This is a genomic window from Streptomyces sp. NPDC026575, from assembly GCF_055567415.1.
This window is the reverse complement of the sequence record NZ_JBVHQM010000019.1, coordinates 131,334-147,188: the sequence shown is the minus strand read 5'-3', so window position 1 is coordinate 147,188 and position 15,855 is coordinate 131,334. Positions and strand designations below refer to the sequence as shown.

General features: G+C 71.1%; 18 protein-coding genes, 1 tRNA gene and 1 riboswitch. Of the genes, 12 read left to right on the top strand and 7 right to left on the bottom strand.

All coding sequences use genetic code 11. The features are described 5' to 3' along the window. The first annotated feature begins 70 nt into the window (after window positions 1-70). Both ACZ4NB_RS25760 and ACZ4NB_RS25755 read left to right on the top strand, forming a co-directional pair. A complete protein-coding gene (locus tag ACZ4NB_RS25760; RefSeq protein WP_467665141.1) occupies window positions 71-529 on the top strand; it encodes a cupin domain-containing protein in 459 nt (152 codons plus the stop codon). 87 nt (window positions 530-616) lie between these two features. After that, on the top strand, window positions 617-1,273 hold the full coding sequence (locus ACZ4NB_RS25755; protein ID WP_467665139.1) for a nucleoside/nucleotide kinase family protein: 657 nt from the start codon (window positions 617-619) through the stop codon (window positions 1,271-1,273). On the opposite strand, the gene ACZ4NB_RS25750 is transcribed toward ACZ4NB_RS25755, so the two are convergent. Beyond that, entirely contained in the window at window positions 1,227-1,649 is a 423-nt protein-coding gene (locus ACZ4NB_RS25750; RefSeq protein WP_467665137.1) for a hypothetical protein, read from the bottom strand. The two genes, ACZ4NB_RS25755 and ACZ4NB_RS25750, sit on opposite strands and share 47 nt — an antisense overlap. Window positions 1,650-1,764: 115 nt before the next feature. Between ACZ4NB_RS25750 and ACZ4NB_RS25745 the strand changes: the two genes are divergently transcribed. The 3 genes from ACZ4NB_RS25745 to nicT all read left to right on the top strand — a co-directional run bounded on the left by ACZ4NB_RS25745 (window position 1,765) and on the right by nicT (window position 4,850). Beyond that, a complete protein-coding gene (locus tag ACZ4NB_RS25745) occupies window positions 1,765-2,355 on the top strand; it encodes a MarR family winged helix-turn-helix transcriptional regulator (RefSeq protein ID WP_467665135.1) in 591 nt (196 codons plus the stop codon). Window positions 2,356-2,439: 84 nt separating this feature from the next. Further along, window positions 2,440-3,288: an alpha/beta fold hydrolase gene (locus ACZ4NB_RS25740; RefSeq protein ID WP_467665133.1), complete on the top strand. Its 849-nt coding sequence runs from the start codon at window positions 2,440-2,442 to the stop codon at window positions 3,286-3,288. A 163-nt stretch (window positions 3,289-3,451) separates the two neighbouring features. Beyond that, window positions 3,452-3,667, top strand: a riboswitch (cobalamin riboswitch). A 31-nt stretch (window positions 3,668-3,698) separates the two neighbouring features. Further along, window positions 3,699-4,850 (top strand): Nickel transporter NicT, encoded by a 1,152-nt coding sequence (gene nicT, locus ACZ4NB_RS25735; RefSeq protein ID WP_467665200.1) that lies wholly within the window; start codon window positions 3,699-3,701, stop codon window positions 4,848-4,850. A 30-nt stretch (window positions 4,851-4,880) separates the two neighbouring features. Here the strand turns inward: nicT and ACZ4NB_RS25730 are convergent, their stop codons facing one another. The 3 genes from ACZ4NB_RS25730 to ACZ4NB_RS25720 form a co-directional block, all read right to left on the bottom strand. Then, window positions 4,881-5,381 (bottom strand): VOC family protein, encoded by a 501-nt coding sequence (locus ACZ4NB_RS25730; protein ID WP_467665131.1) that lies wholly within the window; start codon window positions 5,379-5,381, stop codon window positions 4,881-4,883. Window positions 5,382-5,673: 292 nt separating this feature from the next. Next, window positions 5,674-5,901, bottom strand: a complete 228-nt coding sequence (locus ACZ4NB_RS25725) for a tautomerase family protein (protein ID WP_467665129.1) — start codon at window positions 5,899-5,901, stop codon at window positions 5,674-5,676. Window positions 5,902-6,295: 394 nt separating this feature from the next. Continuing rightward, window positions 6,296-6,367: transfer RNA gene (locus tag ACZ4NB_RS25720), tRNA-Val, on the bottom strand. A 141-nt stretch (window positions 6,368-6,508) separates the two neighbouring features. Between ACZ4NB_RS25720 and ACZ4NB_RS25715 the strand changes: the two genes are divergently transcribed. From ACZ4NB_RS25715 to ACZ4NB_RS25685, 7 genes are all read left to right on the top strand, one after another. Beyond that, complete coding sequence (locus tag ACZ4NB_RS25715) at window positions 6,509-7,894, top strand: hypothetical protein (RefSeq protein WP_467665127.1); 1,386 nt, start codon at window positions 6,509-6,511, stop codon at window positions 7,892-7,894. A gap of 158 nt (window positions 7,895-8,052) precedes the next feature. Then, window positions 8,053-8,799 carry a DUF4383 domain-containing protein gene (locus ACZ4NB_RS25710; protein ID WP_467665125.1) on the top strand — a complete coding sequence of 249 codons (747 nt, stop codon included), beginning with the start codon at window positions 8,053-8,055 and terminating at the stop codon, window positions 8,797-8,799. A 148-nt stretch (window positions 8,800-8,947) separates the two neighbouring features. Continuing rightward, window positions 8,948-9,652, top strand: coding sequence for a FadR/GntR family transcriptional regulator (locus tag ACZ4NB_RS25705; protein ID WP_467665123.1), 705 nt, complete (start codon window positions 8,948-8,950; stop codon window positions 9,650-9,652). A gap of 160 nt (window positions 9,653-9,812) precedes the next feature. Next, window positions 9,813-10,958, top strand: a complete 1,146-nt coding sequence (dgoD, locus tag ACZ4NB_RS25700; RefSeq protein WP_467665121.1) for a galactonate dehydratase — start codon at window positions 9,813-9,815, stop codon at window positions 10,956-10,958. Window positions 10,959-11,085: 127 nt separating this feature from the next. Continuing rightward, the gene (locus tag ACZ4NB_RS25695; protein ID WP_467665119.1) at window positions 11,086-11,706 is read left to right on the top strand and encodes a bifunctional 4-hydroxy-2-oxoglutarate aldolase/2-dehydro-3-deoxy-phosphogluconate aldolase; all 621 of its coding nucleotides are present in this window, start codon (window positions 11,086-11,088) and stop codon (window positions 11,704-11,706) included. Window positions 11,707-11,771: 65 nt separating this feature from the next. Continuing rightward, the gene (locus ACZ4NB_RS25690; RefSeq protein WP_467665198.1) at window positions 11,772-12,767 is read left to right on the top strand and encodes a sugar kinase; all 996 of its coding nucleotides are present in this window, start codon (window positions 11,772-11,774) and stop codon (window positions 12,765-12,767) included. Window positions 12,768-12,792: 25 nt separating this feature from the next. Further along, window positions 12,793-13,008, top strand: a complete 216-nt coding sequence (locus tag ACZ4NB_RS25685; protein ID WP_384427249.1) for an FmdB family zinc ribbon protein — start codon at window positions 12,793-12,795, stop codon at window positions 13,006-13,008. A 100-nt stretch (window positions 13,009-13,108) separates the two neighbouring features. Here the strand turns inward: ACZ4NB_RS25685 and ACZ4NB_RS25680 are convergent, their stop codons facing one another. The 3 genes from ACZ4NB_RS25680 to ACZ4NB_RS25670 form a co-directional block, all read right to left on the bottom strand. Further along, complete coding sequence (locus ACZ4NB_RS25680) at window positions 13,109-13,768, bottom strand: O-methyltransferase (RefSeq protein ID WP_467665117.1); 660 nt, start codon at window positions 13,766-13,768, stop codon at window positions 13,109-13,111. A gap of 207 nt (window positions 13,769-13,975) precedes the next feature. Continuing rightward, entirely contained in the window at window positions 13,976-14,635 is a 660-nt protein-coding gene (locus tag ACZ4NB_RS25675) for a response regulator transcription factor (protein ID WP_467665115.1), read from the bottom strand. Beyond that, window positions 14,626-15,765, bottom strand: coding sequence for a sensor histidine kinase (locus ACZ4NB_RS25670; RefSeq protein ID WP_467665113.1), 1,140 nt, complete (start codon window positions 15,763-15,765; stop codon window positions 14,626-14,628). Before ACZ4NB_RS25670 ends, ACZ4NB_RS25675 begins: the two co-directional genes overlap by 10 nt. Between the last annotated feature and the right edge of the window lie 90 nt (window positions 15,766-15,855).

The following is a 15,855-nucleotide window of genomic DNA, read 5'->3' as shown; positions in this document are numbered from 1 at the left end:
ATCAAGCGGAATCGGATTCCGATTCCGTTTATGCCGCTGCGCATCGACCAGAAGAGGACCGGCGATCACCATGCCCAAGGAGCGATTCTTCGTCCTGCAGCCCCGCGAACGGCGCCCGGGCCGTGTGCCCCTGCCGCCAGGATTCGGCGTCAAGGCCCGCACGAGCGACACCGAGGGCCGCCTCGCCATCCTGGAGAACCAGCTCGACGTCGACATTCCGCCGCATGTCCACCACCACGCCGATGAGTTCGTCTACGTCCTCGAAGGCGAGATGGAGGTCGACTTCGACGGCACCACACACCGCCTGACCCCGGGCATGTGCGTCCTGCTCCCCCAGGGCGTGCCGCACGCCCTGCGCAACGCCTCCCAGCCGCCCGCCCGCTGCCTGCAGATCTCGTCACCGGGCGGCTGGGAGGAGTTCGTGGAGGACATGTTCGAGGCCGGGCCGGTGGCCATGAAGGGCGGCCACCCCGATCTCGACCGCCTCAACGCGATCGGCGCGAAGTACGGCATGGAGTACTTCGACTGAGCGGCATGGAGCACCACGGCCATGACGCGAAGGAAGCCGGGCCGATCCACCGCCATCCGGCCGCCGATCAGGCACGATGGACCCATCATGGATCTCCGGCACCTTCTCTCCCGCGCCCGCCGGCTCGCCGGCTCCGCGACCCCCGCACGACGCCGGCTGCTCGGCATCACCGGCCCACCGGGTGCGGGCAAGTCCACCCTCGCCGCCCACCTGGTGGCGGAGCTGGCCGGACGGGCGGCGCTGGTCCCGATGGACGGCTTCCATCTCGCCGAGGCGGAGTTGCGCCGCCTCGGCCGCACGGGCCGCAAGGGCGCGCCCGACACCTTCGACCCCGCCGGGTACGAGGCACTGCTGGCGCGTCTGCGCGCGCCGGACCCGGACGCCACCGTCTACGCCCCGGCCTTCGACCGCCGCATCGAGGAGCCGGTCGCCGGCAGCATCGCCGTGGCACCGCATATCCCGCTCGTCGTCACCGAGGGCAACTACCTCCTCCTCGACTCCGCGCCCTGGTCACGGGTCCGCGCGCTGCTCGACGAGGTCTGGTACGTGGAGTTGGACGCCCCGGAGCGGATCCGCCGGCTGATCGACCGCCACGAGCGCTTCGGACGCGCACACGCCGATGCCGAACGGTTCGTGCACTCCTCGGACGAGACCAACGCCCGGGTCGTGGCGGCCACTCGCGACCGCGCCGACCTCGTCATCTCCTTCGCCCCCGAAGAGGCCCCGCTCCCGTCCGGCGACTGACCCCCTGCCGCCGCCCGCCGGCCAGCAGCCCGACCACCGACAGCGCACCCCACCCCACGGACACCGCGGCCGCCTTCACCCTCCGATCCCGGCCCGGCAGCGTCGCACCGACCAGGACGGCGTCCCCGAGATCGGCCGCGATCCTTATATACGCGGCGGTGCGCAGCGCCGGGCCCTCGGGCGCCAGCGCGAGCGAGAGCCCGCTCGCCACCTCCCGCCAGGCAAGTGGCCGCAGCGAGATCCGGGTGGCCCGCTCGATCCTCCCCTCACCGTCGACCAGCCCCGAAGGCCGCGCCAGCAGATCGGGCACCGCCGTCACCGCCACCCCGTACACCGCCGTGGCCACCCCGACCGCACGCAACAGACCGACCTTCATCCGCCCTCCCGCTCTCCCTCGCCGACGCCTTCCGCCAGCACCTGCCTGCCTCGCATCAACTCCTTTCCGCATCAAGCCCCTTCCCAAACGACATCATCGATGTCATCATGACATCATGAGTGTCAATGAGGGGGGTGCCGCAGAGCATGACACCGGCGAAAACGGCGCCGGAGCGCACAGTTCCGCCGCGCAGGACACCGACAGGGAGGGCACAGAGGGGCTCACGCCCGCCGAAGACCTGCTGTACGGCGTCATCAGACGCCTGTGGCCGCTGCACCGGACGGTGGTCCGCGCGGTCGAGCGTGAGCTGACGGGTACGGGCATGACCGCCGGCGAACATGCACTACTGGACGCCCTGCACAGCGAAGGCCCCAGGACCGTGCCGCAGTTGGCCCGCTCGATGGGGCTCGACAGACAGCCGGTGCAGCGCTGGGTGAACCACGCCGCGGAGCTGGGCCTGGTCGTGACGGCACCCAACCCCGCACACCGCCGCTCCTCCCTGATCGAGCTCACCACCGAGGGCGCGGCGGCGATACGCGGAATCCAGGAGTTCGAGGCGACGGAGCTGCGGCGCCGACTGGCCGACCTGCCCGCCGAGGACGTCCGCACGACCCTGCATGTACTCGACCGACTCGGCGAGGAATTCCGGCACCTGGCGAACGGCTCACACGTTCCACCGGAGAATGCCGACATCAACGACAAGTAATGATGACGGCGACACCAGATCCATAAGCAACAATCACGCCAGTACCACCACCCACCACACAAACGCCAAAGGACGGTCCGGAGCATGACCCGAGCGATCACCGACTGGTCCGAGGTCGACAACGGCCTCGTGCCGGTCGACGACGGCGAGCTGTTCTACGAGACGGCCGGGTCGGGCCCCGCGGTGGTACTGCTGCACGGCGGCATGCTCGACCAGCACATGTGGGACGAACAGTTCACCTGGCTGGTGAACTCCGGCCTCCGCGCGATCCGCTACGACTTCCGCGGCCACGGCCTGTCCTCCACGGTGGAGGGGGACTACGCCAACCACGACGACCTGTGCACCCTCCTGGACGCTCTCGACGCCCCGAGCGCCGTCCTCGTCGGTCTCTCACACGGTGCGCGGGTCGCCCTCGACACCGCGATAGCCCACCCGGCCCGGGTGACGGCCCTCGCGCTCGCCTCCCCCGGTATCAGCGGCCGCCCCTTCACCGACCCCTTCGTCCTGGCGCACATCAAGGAGCAGGTGGCGGCCATCGGCGCTCCGGACGGCGCGGAGCGCTATGTCGAGCACTTCCTGCGGATGTGGGTGGACGGTCCGCATCGCGAACCATCCGCCGTGCACCCGGGGTTCCGTGAGCGGATGCGCGCCTCCGCCGAGGCCAATGTGGAGGTGCATGCCGACGGGCTGGGCGCCGGGATGCCCCTTGAGGTCGGGGCCGCGGACCGTCTGAGCGAGGTCCGGGTGCCGACGGTGGTGCTCGACGGCGACCTCGACAGTACGGACATCTCCGCCAACGCCCATGCCATAGCGCTGACCGTCCCCGGCGCCCGAAGAGTCCGCATACCGGGCGCGGCCCATATGGTCAATCTGGAGAACACCGCGCTCTTCGACCGCGAACTGCACGCCTTCCTCTCGTCCTTGGACTACTGATCACCCTCGGACCACCCCGTGATGCCCCGGCACCCGGCACCCTGGCACACCAGCCCCACCGCGCACCGCGCACCGCGCGCCGGAACTGCGGCTCTCCCGGCGGCCATCGACCGTGAGAGCGCCGCGGCCGCCGGTCCGCACCCCCGCCCGTCCTCCTCGGCAGATAGAGTGATCGAGCCGTGGTGTTCGGGAAGACCGGTGCCGGACCTTGTGGTCCCAGGCCGGAGCGGCCCTCGCCACTGTGATCGGGGAGTTTCCAGCCCTTTCCGTAGGCGCACGGCGCGCCTACGGCGCCACTGACCGCAGCCCGCGGCCGGGAAGGCGGGGACGGACGCGTGCACCCGTAAGCCAGGAGACCGGCCACGGCATCTCACGAACTGATCCACGAGGTGCTGGAGCGTGACCGCCGGATGGCCCTGTCCACCGATACCCCGAACACCCCTGCCCCCGCCGCGTTCCGCTGGCGTCGGCAGGACACCGTCCGCACCGCCGGCCTGATGGCCGTCATAGCCGGTCTGCACATCGTCGCCTTCGGTGTGCTCTTCCTGCTCGTCGTCCCGCACCACTACGCCGTCGGAAGCCAGGTCTTCGGCGCCGGACTCGGCATCACCGCATACACCCTCGGTATGCGGCACGCCTTCGACGCCGACCACATCGCCGCGATCGACAACACCACCCGCAAGCTGATGGCCGACGGCAAGCGGCCGGTCTCGGTGGGCTTCTGGTTCGCGCTCGGCCACTCCAGCGTGGTGGTCGCGATGGCGGCTCTCGTGGCCGGCGGCGCCCAGCTCGCCGGCACCCTGCTCAACGACGAATCCCGTACCCACCAGGTCCTCGGCACCATCGGCACCACGGTCTCGGGGACGTTCCTCTACCTCATCGCCGCCCTCAACCTCATCGCGCTGGCCGGGATCTGGCGGGTCTTCCGCGGTATGCGCGACGGCCGTTACGACGAGGCCGAGTTGGAGCAGCGCCTGGATTCGCGCGGCTTCATGAACCGCCTCCTGGGGCGCTTCACGCGCTCGATCTCCCGCCCCGGCCAGATGTTCCCGCTCGGCTTCCTCTTCGGGCTCGGCTTCGACACCGCGACCGAGGTGACCCTGATGGTGATGGCGGGCAGCGGCGCCGCGGCCGGCCTGCCGTGGTACGCGGTCCTGTGCCTGCCGCTGCTGTTCGCCGCCGGGATGAGCCTGTTCGACACCCTCGACGGCACGTTCATGAACTTCGCCTACCAGTGGGCGTTCTCCAACCCGGTGCGCAAGGTCTACTACAACCTCACCATCACCGGTCTGTCGATCGCCGTCGCCTTCTTCATCGGCACGATCGAGCTGGTGACCGTGCTGCACGACAAACTCGCCCTCAACGACCCGCTGACCGGCTGGATCTCCACCCTCGACCTCGACAACGTCGGCTTCATCATCGTCGGACTGTTCGTCGTGGTGTGGGCCGCGGCGCTGGCGTACTGGCGACTGAGCGGTGTGGAGAAGCGCTGGGCGCAGCGAGCGGAGGAGGCAGACCGGGCGAAGGCGACAGAGCGGACGGCACCGGCGTCGAGCTCCTGAGGCACGGCGCGCGGGCCGCGCCTCCTCACCTCAGGTGGCCGAACCGGCGGCGGCGCCCGTCACCAGATCCGGCCCCCAGCGCTTCATTGCGACCGCAAGATCCAGCGGTCGCAGCCGGTCCGCCTCCTCCGGCCCCGGCCAGTCCTCCCGCGGAACCCGCCACATCACCTCGAACTCGTTGCCGTCCGGGTCCTTGGCGTACAGGGACTTGGAGACGAGGTGGTCGGTGGCGCCGACCAGCGCACCGCGCTCACCGAGCCGCGCCTTCGCCGCGGCCAGTTCACCGAGCGTGCCGACCTCCCAGGCCAGGTGGTACAGCCCGACCCGCCCGGCCTCCGGCCCCGGCGCGTCCGTCCCCACCGCGAACAGCCCCAGATCGTGATCGTTGAGCGAGCCGGGCGCGCTGAGGAAGGCCGCCCGCCCCGGTATCTCCACATCCACGCTGAGCCCCAGCGCCTCACCGTAAAAAGCAACAGCCCGCGCCACATCCCGGACATACAGCACCGCGTGATTGAGCCGCCGTACGGCCATGAACCCGCTCCTGTTCTCCCGCCACGCCATCGCGTGACCGCTCACCGACCACTTACTTGAAACTTCAAGATACTCTGGAACGATACACAGCCTCCCCACCACAAACAACCGCCCCGAACACGCCCAGCCCCGCCCCTCCCCCGCCCCCCGGGCACGAAGAAGGCCCCCGACTCGAACGAGTCGGGGGCCACGGGGTCGACAAGCGCGGAGCGCATCAGCGCCGGCCCGCCCTTGGGCCCGCTCCGGTCACGGATGTGCTGCTGCCCGGCGATCGGCAGAAACTCGAAGACACCTACCGGCTGCGCTGGCCAGCCCTCTTGGCCTGCACGTCTTCGGCTGTCAGGGCCTTACCGCCGATCGCCCATGCGCCGCTGGGCGTCTCGGTGACCACGACATGTGTCACCGGCCGCAGGGCCTCGCCTTCGATGGCGATCAACGCCTCGGAGACATCCTCGACCATCTTCTGCTTCTCTTCGAGCGTGAACACTCCTGCGATCACCTTGATGTCGATGAATGGCATCGGATGCCTCCCACATGAGGGTGAGATCGAGCCGTCATGCCGCTCGGATACCAGGGCCGAATGCGGTGGGGCTGCGCCTCCTCTTCGGGGAGAAGGGTGCCGGCGATGACGCGCCGCTTGTCGCGGCCTAACGGAGCAGCACCCGTAGGCGGCGCCCGGCCCTCGTCCGACTGGCCCGGTTCACGGTGAGCGGCGACGCTGATGCCGACCGCTGCCATCAGTCCTGCGGTGCCGGCATGCTTCTGTCCAGTCTCGCAGATCGACCTCGGTGAAGGGCGGCAGCGCGGTTTCGCGACGGCCCCTGCCCGCCCCTGTCCGCAGCAGAAAATGATCAAGGCCCAGGAATCCGATTTCACCTCGGATGACCTGGGCCTTCGTCGTTCTACGCAAGGAGTGGGCACAGACGGATTTGAACCGCCGACATCTGCTTTGTAAGAGCAGCGCTCTACCGCTGAGCTATGCGCCCTGGTCGAGCCGACAGACTACCTTGCCATCAGGGCTGAACTGCAAACCAGTGCGCGAAGTGCGAACTTACCGGCCGGTGTGTTCGTTTCCGGTGAGTGGGAGAATGGCATCCGTCCTGGGGCGATGTGATCGGGAGAGGGAAGTGACGGCGACACACACGCAGCCGCATGAGCAGCGAGAACGCCGTCGCACGCGTGGGGGCCCGGTCCGGGATGCGGTGACGCTCGCGTTGCTGCCGTTGCCGTTGCTGATCGCGATGGCTCCGTTGGCGTTCGCCGGCGGGGGGACTCGTCGCTGGTTCGGGCGCGGGGAGAGCCAGCGGGCCGATGCGCAGGCCGCGAAGGACGCCGCGGCGTCGGCGTTCTACGAGCTGGACACCGCGCACCGGGACCTGCGGATCTCCATAGAGACGATCACCGCGGTGGACAGTTCCCCGCAGGCGCAGCGGGCCGCGGCGGACTACGAGGGCTTCGGACGGCGGATCGACGAGGTGAGTCACGGCTATATCACCGCGGTCGACTCCCATGATCTCGACCGTGATGATCTGGACGGCGCCGCGATGGCACGGGCGCGGGCCGATCTGACGCGGGCCAAGGAGGAGCTGGACCGGGTCAAGGGCGATCTCGACCGGTTCGCGCAGGGGTTGGGGCCGCTGCTGCAGTCCGCCGAGACGCAGCTCGCGCAGCTCGCCCCGGCGGTGGAGCGGGCGCGGCAGGCGCTGCTGGCGGCGAGCGATGCGCTGGACACGGTCCGGGCCCAGGGCATACGGGCGGACGATCTCGCGGCCCGGCTGGCGGCGCTCGGGCCGGAGCTGACCAAGCTCAATCAGGGCGCCGGGCAGCATGGCGTACAGGAGACCATCCGGCGCGCCGACGACGTGCTGCGCAGGTCGGAGGGCATACGGGCCGAGGCCGAGCGGTTGCCGGCGAAGGCCGCGGAGATCGACAAGCGGCTGGTGTCGCTGCGGACCCGGGCGCAGGCGATCACCACCCGCGCCGGGAAGGTCGATCCGGTCCTCAGCGAGCTGCGGCGGCGCTACAGCGCGGCATGCTGGCAGGACCTGCAGCACGTACCGGAGCAGGCGGCGCAGTCCGTACAGCAGGCCGAGGTCAAGCTGCGGGAGGCGCAGCAGGCGCGGGACGAGCAGCGCTGGGCGGACGCCACGAGCCGGCTGGCGACCGTGCGGGCGCTGCTGGACGCCACCGACGAGGCGGTGTCGGCGGCCGGCGACCGGCTGCGGCGGCTCGATGCGGTCTCGTTCGACCGGCAGAAGGAGGTCGACCGGACCCGCTTCGCCCTCCGGGACGCGCAGCGGCTGGCGATGGCCGGGCGCAGCACCCCCGACCCGCGGCATGCCCGCCCCCTGGACGACGCGGTGGCCCGCCTCGATCGCGCGGTCGCCGGTCTGGAGGGGCGGCATCCGGACTGGTGGCACTTCCTGACGGAGACGGAAGCGGTACGGCAGACGGCGGCACGGGTGGTGCAGGAGATCCGGGACGCCAGGGGCGCGGCGGGGACCGGCGGCTGAGGCTGTCGGCCGCGCCCGGCGGAGGCCGTCGTACGGCCCAGGAATGGCCTCGCTTCTGGAGGCGTTCTTCCAGGCGCGATGGCGTGAAGCGGCCCTTGGGCGGATCCTGGAGATTGAGTACGGCCCAGGGCGGCACATCTGCGCGAAGGAGGCCGGACATGGCTACTGGGGCTACTGGCCAGACCCTGCACGGGCCCATGGGGCACCTCCACCGGGCCAAGAGGCACCGTCGTGCCCGGTTGGACGAGCATCTGCCCGTGGATCACGGGCTCAGCAAGGTCTACCGCGTCGGCGCCGGGCTGATGGGCCTGGTACTGGTCGCATTCGGCATCCTCGGACTGACCCACCACATCGGCTTCTTCGACACCGGCGGCGACACCGTCGCGGGGCTGAACACCAACGGTTCCCTGAGCGTGCTGTCGATCGTCGTCGGCGCGATCCTCTTCGCCGGCATGGTGATCGGCGGGAACTTCGCCTCGACCCTCAACATCGTCTTCGGCGGCCTCTTCCTGCTGAGCGGGTTCGTGAACCTGGCGCTGCTGGACACCGGCGCGAACTTCCTCGCCTTCCGCATCCAGAACGTCCTGTTCAGCTTTGTGGTCGGGCTGATGCTGCTGGTCTTCGGGATGTACGGACGGGTCAGCGGCGGTCTCCCCGAGGACAACCCGTACTGGCGCGCCCGGCACCCGGAGGAAGCGGATCAGTTCGCCCGCGGGCAGGCCCATCCGGTGGCCGGCATGACGGCCGGCCGGCTGGTGGCGCGCCGGAAGATGCAGGGCGCCCCGCATGCCGGGCGCGGCTCGTTCGGCCCCGGTACCAGCTCCAGCATCAGCCGAGGAAGCACCGGTGCCGGCTCCGGGAGCACGGGCACCGGCGCGGGCGACTCCGGCGGCAGGGGGACCTGAGCCGGGGCGCGGGACACGTCGGGGCGTACCGAGGTGGGATTGGGGTGCTCGGTACGCCCTGACGACCGGTGTCGGCAGGCGCCGGCGGGCGGTTCGGGGGCATGGGGAGGCGGGATCACGGGGGCCAGGGGGAGCAGGGAGCAGCACCATGAGCCGGTCGGAGCGCGCCGCCTCCGCCGCGGGCCACGGAGCGCACGGCGCGACGGTCGAGGCGCTCGCCAGGCGGATCCTCAAGGGCACCTACGGCGAGGGGGAGACCCTGGTCGTGCCGGAGCTGATGGCGGAGCTGGACGTCAGTCAGACCGTGCTGCGTGAGGCGGTCAAGGTGCTGACCACCAAGGGGCTCCTCGGCACCGATCAGACCCGCGGCACCTTCGTCCGCCCCCGGGAGGAGTGGAATCTCCTGGACACGGACGTGCTGCGCTGGAAGCTGGCGGCCGGGGTGTCCTCGGACTTCTTCGCCGACGTGCTCGAACTGCGCCGCTCCATCGAGCCCGCCGCGGCCGCGCTCGCCGCCGAGCGCCGTACCGATGACGATCTGGCCGCACTGGACGCCGCACTGAGCGCGATGGCCGCGACCGACGACGATCCGGTGCTGCTCGTACGCGCCGACGCCTCCTTCCACACGGCGATGCTGATCGCGTCGAACAACCGGTTCTACGCGCAGATGCACCGGGTGATCGTGCCCGTGCTCGTCGAGCGCGACCGGGAGGTGCTCGCCGCCGACCGCGCCTTCGAGCATCCGCATGCGGTGCACGCGGCGGTCGTCGAAGCCGTACGGAACCGGGACGTCGACGGCGCGTACATGGCGATGCTCGAACTACTGGACAAGTCGGCGCGGGAGCATCCGTAGGGCCGGCCGGGCGGGGTGCCGTCGCGATCGCGCCCGCAGTCCATCGGGACAGCCCTCCCCGTTACGGCGACGTCCCCTGCGGGCAGGAGATCGCGCACGGGCCCGCCGCCGGACCCACGTCCCGCCGTACGCCGCGCACGCCGAAAGGACGGTCCGGTCCATGAAGATCAGCCGCATCGAGACGTTCCTCGCCCCGCCGCGCTGGATGTTCGTACGGGTGGAGACCGATGAGGGACTCGTCGGCTGGGGTGAGCCGGTGGTCGAGGGGCGGGCGGAGCCGGTCCGGGCGGCCGTGGAGGTGCTGGCCGAATACCTCCGGGGGCAGGATCCGGCGCGTATCGAGGACCACTGGCAGGTCATGACCAAGGGCGGCTTCTACCGGGGCGGGCCGGTGCTGTCGTCCGCCGTCGCCGGCTTGGACCAGGCGCTGTGGGACATCAAGGGCAAGCGCCACGCCGTGCCCGTCCACCAGTTGCTGGGCGGGCCGGTCCGGGAGCGGATCCGCGCCTACGCATGGGTCGGCGGCGACGAACCGCAGGCCGTCCGGGAGGCGATCACCGCGCAGATCGAGGCGGGCTTCACGGCCGTCAAGATGAACGGCTGCGGCCGGATGAGCCCGGTGGCGACCCGCGCCGAGGTGCGCGCATGCCTGCTCCGCGCCGAGACCGCACGCGAAGTCCTCGGTGCGGAACGGGACTTCGGCCTCGACTTCCATGGCAGGGTCTCCCCCGCCAACGCCCGCAGGCTCCTCCCCCTGCTGGCCGAGACCGCACCGATGTTCGTCGAGGAGCCGGTGCTCGGTGACTACATGCAGGCCCTCCCCGATCTCGTCAATGCCTCCAACATCCCCCTCGCACTGGGTGAACGTCTCTACACCAGGCGGGAGTTCCTGGCTCCGCTGCAGTCCGGCGTCGCGATTCTCCAACCCGATGTGTCGCATGCGGGCGGGATCTCCGAGCTGCGCCGGATCGGCGCGCTCGCGGAGGTGTACGGGGCGCAGCTCGCCCCGCACTGCCCGCTCGGCCCGGTGGCGCTGGCCGCCTGCCTCCAAGTCGCCTTCACCACACCGAACTTCCTCATCCAGGAGCAGTCCATCGGGATCCACTACAACCGGGGCGCCGAGCTGCTGGACTATGTCGCGGATCCGGAGCCGTTCCGCTTCCACGGCGGGTCGCTGCTGCGGACCGAACGCCCCGGGCTCGGTGTGGAGGTCGACGAGGCCGCCGTACGGGCGGCGGACAAGCGGGGGCACGCCTGGCGGAACCCGGTGTGGCGCTACGAGGACGGGGCTTTTGCGGAATGGTGACAAGGTGCCGGCCGAAGCGGTCCGCCCAGGCGACCGGGCCGGAATAATCAAAGGCACCACCCGCGCGCCCGAACGACCCGCCCGCGCGTCACACGCGCAGCGGGGAGCGGAGAAAGCAGGAAACGCCATGGACTTCAGCGAAGCGCTCCGCACCGACCGGCTGGTCGCCATCATCCGGGGCAGGGATGCGGAGGCGTCCTTCCGTACGGTCATGGCACTTGCGGAGGCGGGCCTTCCGCTGATCGAGGTCTCCCTCAGCGGCAAGGATGCGCTGAGCGTGATCCGGCGGGCCCGCGGCGAACTCGGCGATGCCGCCTGGCTCGGCGCGGGCGCCGTCCTGACCGGCGACGATGCCCGGCGCGCCGCCGAGGCCGGCGCGAATCTCATCGTCACGCCCGGTCTGGGCGCGGGGCTGGAGGAGTCCGTACGGCAGGGGCTGCCGACGCTCGCCGGGGTGATGACGCCGTCCGAGGTGATCGCCGCGGAGGCACTGGGCGTCTCGGCGTTGCAGCTGTTTCCGGCGTCGGCCGGCGGACCGGCGTATCTGCGGGCGCTGCGCGCGCCGTTTCCGGAGCTGCCGTTCGTACCGGTCGGCGGGGTGGACGCGGCCGTCGCCCCGGCGTACTTCGATGCCGGAGCGGTGGCCGTGGGCGTCGGTTCGCCGCTCATCGGGGATGCGGCGGACGGCGGCGACCTGGACGCGCTGCGCAAACGGGCGGCGGAGTTCAAGGCGGTGTGCGCACGGTGACGGGGCGGCCGCCGACCTCCGGGACCGGGAGGGAGCAGCACGGCGGCGAGGCTCCCGAGGGCGCATTGACGTCCTCCGGGCTCCCGGGGGAACGGGGGCGCCCGGACGTCTTCACCATCGGCGAGACCATGGTGGCCCTGCGCGGCAGCGGTCCGCTGAGGCTCGGCGGCACGATGCAGGTCTCCATCGCCGGGGCCGAGAGCAATGTCGCGATCGGGCTGGCCAGACTCGGGCACGACGTCCACTGGGCGGGCACGGTCGGTGACGACGAGGCCGGAGCGCTGGTGCTCCGTACGCTGCGGGCGGAGGGCGTCGAGGTCTCCGGCGCCACCACCGACCCCGGTGCCCCGACCGGGCTGCTGCTCTTCGAGCCGCGGCTGCCGGAGGTCACCCGGGTGCACTACTACCGCGCCGGATCGGCCGGCTCCCGGCCGGCGGCGGACGCCGTCGACCGCGCCTTCCGCGCCGCCCCGCCGCGCGTCCTGCACCTGACGGGCATCACCCCGGCGCTGGGCCCCACGGCCCGCTCCGCGGCCTACCGGGCCCTCCACCTGGCACACCGGCACCGCTCGACGGTCTGTCTCGACGTCAACTTCCGCGCCCGCCTGTGGACCGCCGAGGAGGCCGCCGCGGTCCTGCGGGAATGGCTCCCCTACGTGGACGTCCTGATCGCCTCCGACGACGAGCTGCCGCTCTGCCTGCCCGGAGGCGCGGGCACAGTGGCGCCGGACCACGCGGACCAGGCCCGGCTTCTGCTGGAGCAGGGTGTCGGTGAGGTCGTGGTCACACTCGGCGCGGCGGGGGCGACGGCCTTCACCCCCGGCGGACGTGTGCACCGGCCCGCCAGGGCGGTACGGGCCGTGGACGCCGTGGGTGCCGGCGACGCCTTCGTGGCGGGGTACCTCTCGGCGCTGCTGGACGGCAAGGGGCCGGCCGGGCGCCTGGAGCGCGGCGTCACGACCGGAGCGTTCGCGATCGCCTCGCACGGCGACTGGGAGGGTGCACCGACCCGTGCGGAACTCGGCATGCTGGGCGCGCCACCCGGCACCGTCGTGCGCTGATCAGCGTCACGGTTAATCTGTGGCCATGCCTCGTTACGAATACCGGTGCCGCCCCTGTGGCTCCCTCTTCGAGCTGAACCGGCCGATGGCCGAGTCCTCCGCCCCGGCCGTCTGCCCTGAAGGCCACGAGGACACCGTGAAGCTGCTCTCCACGGTCGCCGTCGGCGGGTCCGCGGCCGCCCCCGCACCGAGCGGTGGGGGCGGAGGCGGCGGCTGCTGCGGAGGCGGCTGCTGCGGCTAGGAGGCGGCGCTTCCACCTCCGTGGGCCGGCGGGGGCGACGCGCCCTGGACGGCGGCCGCGTGCGCTGCGGGAAGCGGCGGCCGCGTCCGTCGATCGCGGGCTACCGCTTGCGTGCCAGCGTCAGGCCGTCCGCCACGGTGAGCAGCACCGACTCCATGCGCCGGTCCGCCGCCACATGGTCGTTGAACGCCCTGATCGCCAGAGCCGACCCGGTCGCCGCCGGGTCGGCGACCTCACCCCGATACAGCACGTTGTCCGCGACGATCAGGCCGCCGGGCCGCAGCCGCGGCACCAGCTCTTCCCAGTAAGCGATATAGCCCCCCTTGTCCGCGTCGAGATAAGCAAGATCGATATGCGGTTCGCCCGGCATCGCCCGCAGCGTCTCCAGCGCGGGCGCGATCCGCAGGTCGATGCGGTCCGCGACACCGGCCCTGGACCACGCCTCCCGGCCGTACGCCGTCCACTCCTCGGACACGTCGCAGGCGATCAGCGTGCCGTCCGCGGGCAGGGCCTGAGCCATGGACAGCGCCGAGTAGCCGGTGAACGTCCCCACCTCGACCACATGCCGCGCCCCGATCAGCCGCACCAGGAACGCGAGCAGCGGCCCTTGCTCCTCCGCCGACTGCATCCCCGCGGCCTTGGGGAACTGCTGCCGGGTGAGCTCCACGATGCCCCGCTGCGCCGGGTTCAACTGAGGATTGTGGGCGAGAACGTAGTCGTACAGCTCCGGCGTGATCGGTGTGCTCTTGGACTCAGCCACGTGCTCTCCTCTTGATCAAGGATCGCGGTCTCGGCCGATCACCGGACGGTGCAGCCGCCCGCCTCGGCGAGACTAGCCGAGCCACTTCGCCGCCAACGGCTTTTCCACACCTCCCTTCACGAGTCACCAGCCTTCGCTCGTCCCGTCCGTTCCTGCATCACTCCCTTCCTGCCACGGCCCACCCATTCCCTGTCCACGGCCCGCCGGTCACGTTCCCAAGTACCGCAGCACCGCCAGGACCCGGCGTGAATACCCGGACGTACCGATCAGACCGAGCTTGTCGAAGATCGCGTTGGCGTGTTTCTCCACGGCGCTCTGCGAGATGTGCAGCCGGACGGCGATCGCCGCGTTGGTGTGGCCCTGTGCCATCTCCGCGAGCACCTCCCGCTCGCGTGCGGTGAGGGTGCCCAGCGGATCCGAGCGGCGGGTACGCGTCAGCAACTGCCGTACGACCTCGGGGTCGAAGGCCGCCTGGCCTGCGCCCACCCTCTCCAGCGCGTCCAGGAACTCGTCCACCTGGACCACCCGGTCCTTGAGGAGGTAGCCGACTCCCTCATCGTCGTCGGTCAGCAGCTCCGTCGCATAGCGGCGCTCGACATACTGCGAGAGCACCAGCACGCCGACACCGGGCCAGCGCTCCCGGATCTGCACCGCCGCCCGCAGCCCCTCGTCGGTGTGGGTCGGGGGCATCCGGACGTCCACGACCACCGCGTCGGGCTTCGCCCCCGTCTCCGCCGCACGCTCCAGCACGGCGATCAGCTGATCGGCGTCACCGACCGCGGCGGCCACCTCGTGTCCTTCCTCGGCGAGCAGCCGCACCAGGCCCTCCCGCAGCAGGGTCGAATCGTCGGCGAGCACTACGCGCACGGCAGCTCCGCGGTGATGGTGGTCGGTCCGCCGGCCGGGCTGTCGACCCGGAACCGGCCGTCGAGGGCGGCGACCCTGCGGGCCATCCCGAACAGGCCGCTGCCGGAGGCATCCGCGCCGCCCAGTCCGTCGTCCTCGATGCATACGAGCACGGCGTCCTCACCACGGGCGACGCGGACCGTTATCAGCCCGGCGCCCGAGTGCTTGACGGCGTTGGTGACGGCTTCGCAGACCACGAAGTAGGCGACCGTCGCCACCGTGGCCTCGGGGTCGGTGGAGAGTTCGTAGTCGAGCCGCACGGGGATGGCCGAGCGCTCGGCGACGGTCTCCAGGGCCGCCCGCAGCCCTGCCTCGTCCAGCACCGTCGGATAGACCCGCCATGCCACTTCACGCAGCTCGGCCAGAGCCTGTCCGCTCTCTTCGTGGGCTTGGCGCAGGAGTTGCCCGGCACGCTGCTGGTCCTGGCTGCGCAGCGCGCGGCCGAGCAGCATCCCCAGCGCCACCAGCCGCTGCTGGACGCCGTCGTGCAGATCCCGCTCGATGCGGCGGCGCTCGTCGTTGACGGCGGCGACGACGCCGGCCCTGCTGGCCGCCAACTGCTCGATGCGGCGCTCCAGTTCCTCCTGGTGGCTCGGGCCGAGGTAGCGCCGCGCCAGCCTGGCCTCCAGGCCCGCGACCCCGAACGCGCCCTGCATGCTGAGGAAGAGAAGGAAGAGGCCGCCGATGCCGGAGATGACGACGGTGTCGACGTGCCGGACCTCTCTGAACAGCAGGATGAAGACCCATGCGGTGCCGTACGCCGCTCCGAGCAGGGCGGCGCTCAGCACAAAGATGCCCAGCAGGCCCAACGACCAGCGCAGCGAGAGATATTGCAGGGCGCGGTGGTCGGCGTAGGCGTCGGAGGTCTCGGTCGTGATGTAGTCGCGCAGACGTCGTCGGTTGGCCTCGGTCAGGGCCCGTCCGCCGGCCGCCACCGGTTGGAGGACCGCACGGCGGCCGCGCGGCCAGGCGAGTACGAGCAGCAGGGACAGCCCGGACAGCACGACGAAGGGAAGCTCGGCGGCGGACATCACCGCGCCGAGCACCAGTCCTGTCGTCAGGCGCAGTCCGCGCCGTGCGATTCCCCACATGATCGAAACGCTAGCCGCACCGCTCGGCCCCGCACACTGCGGAAAACCGCAGTCTTTTGTGCGGTCTTCCGCAATGTGCGGGCGGATCAA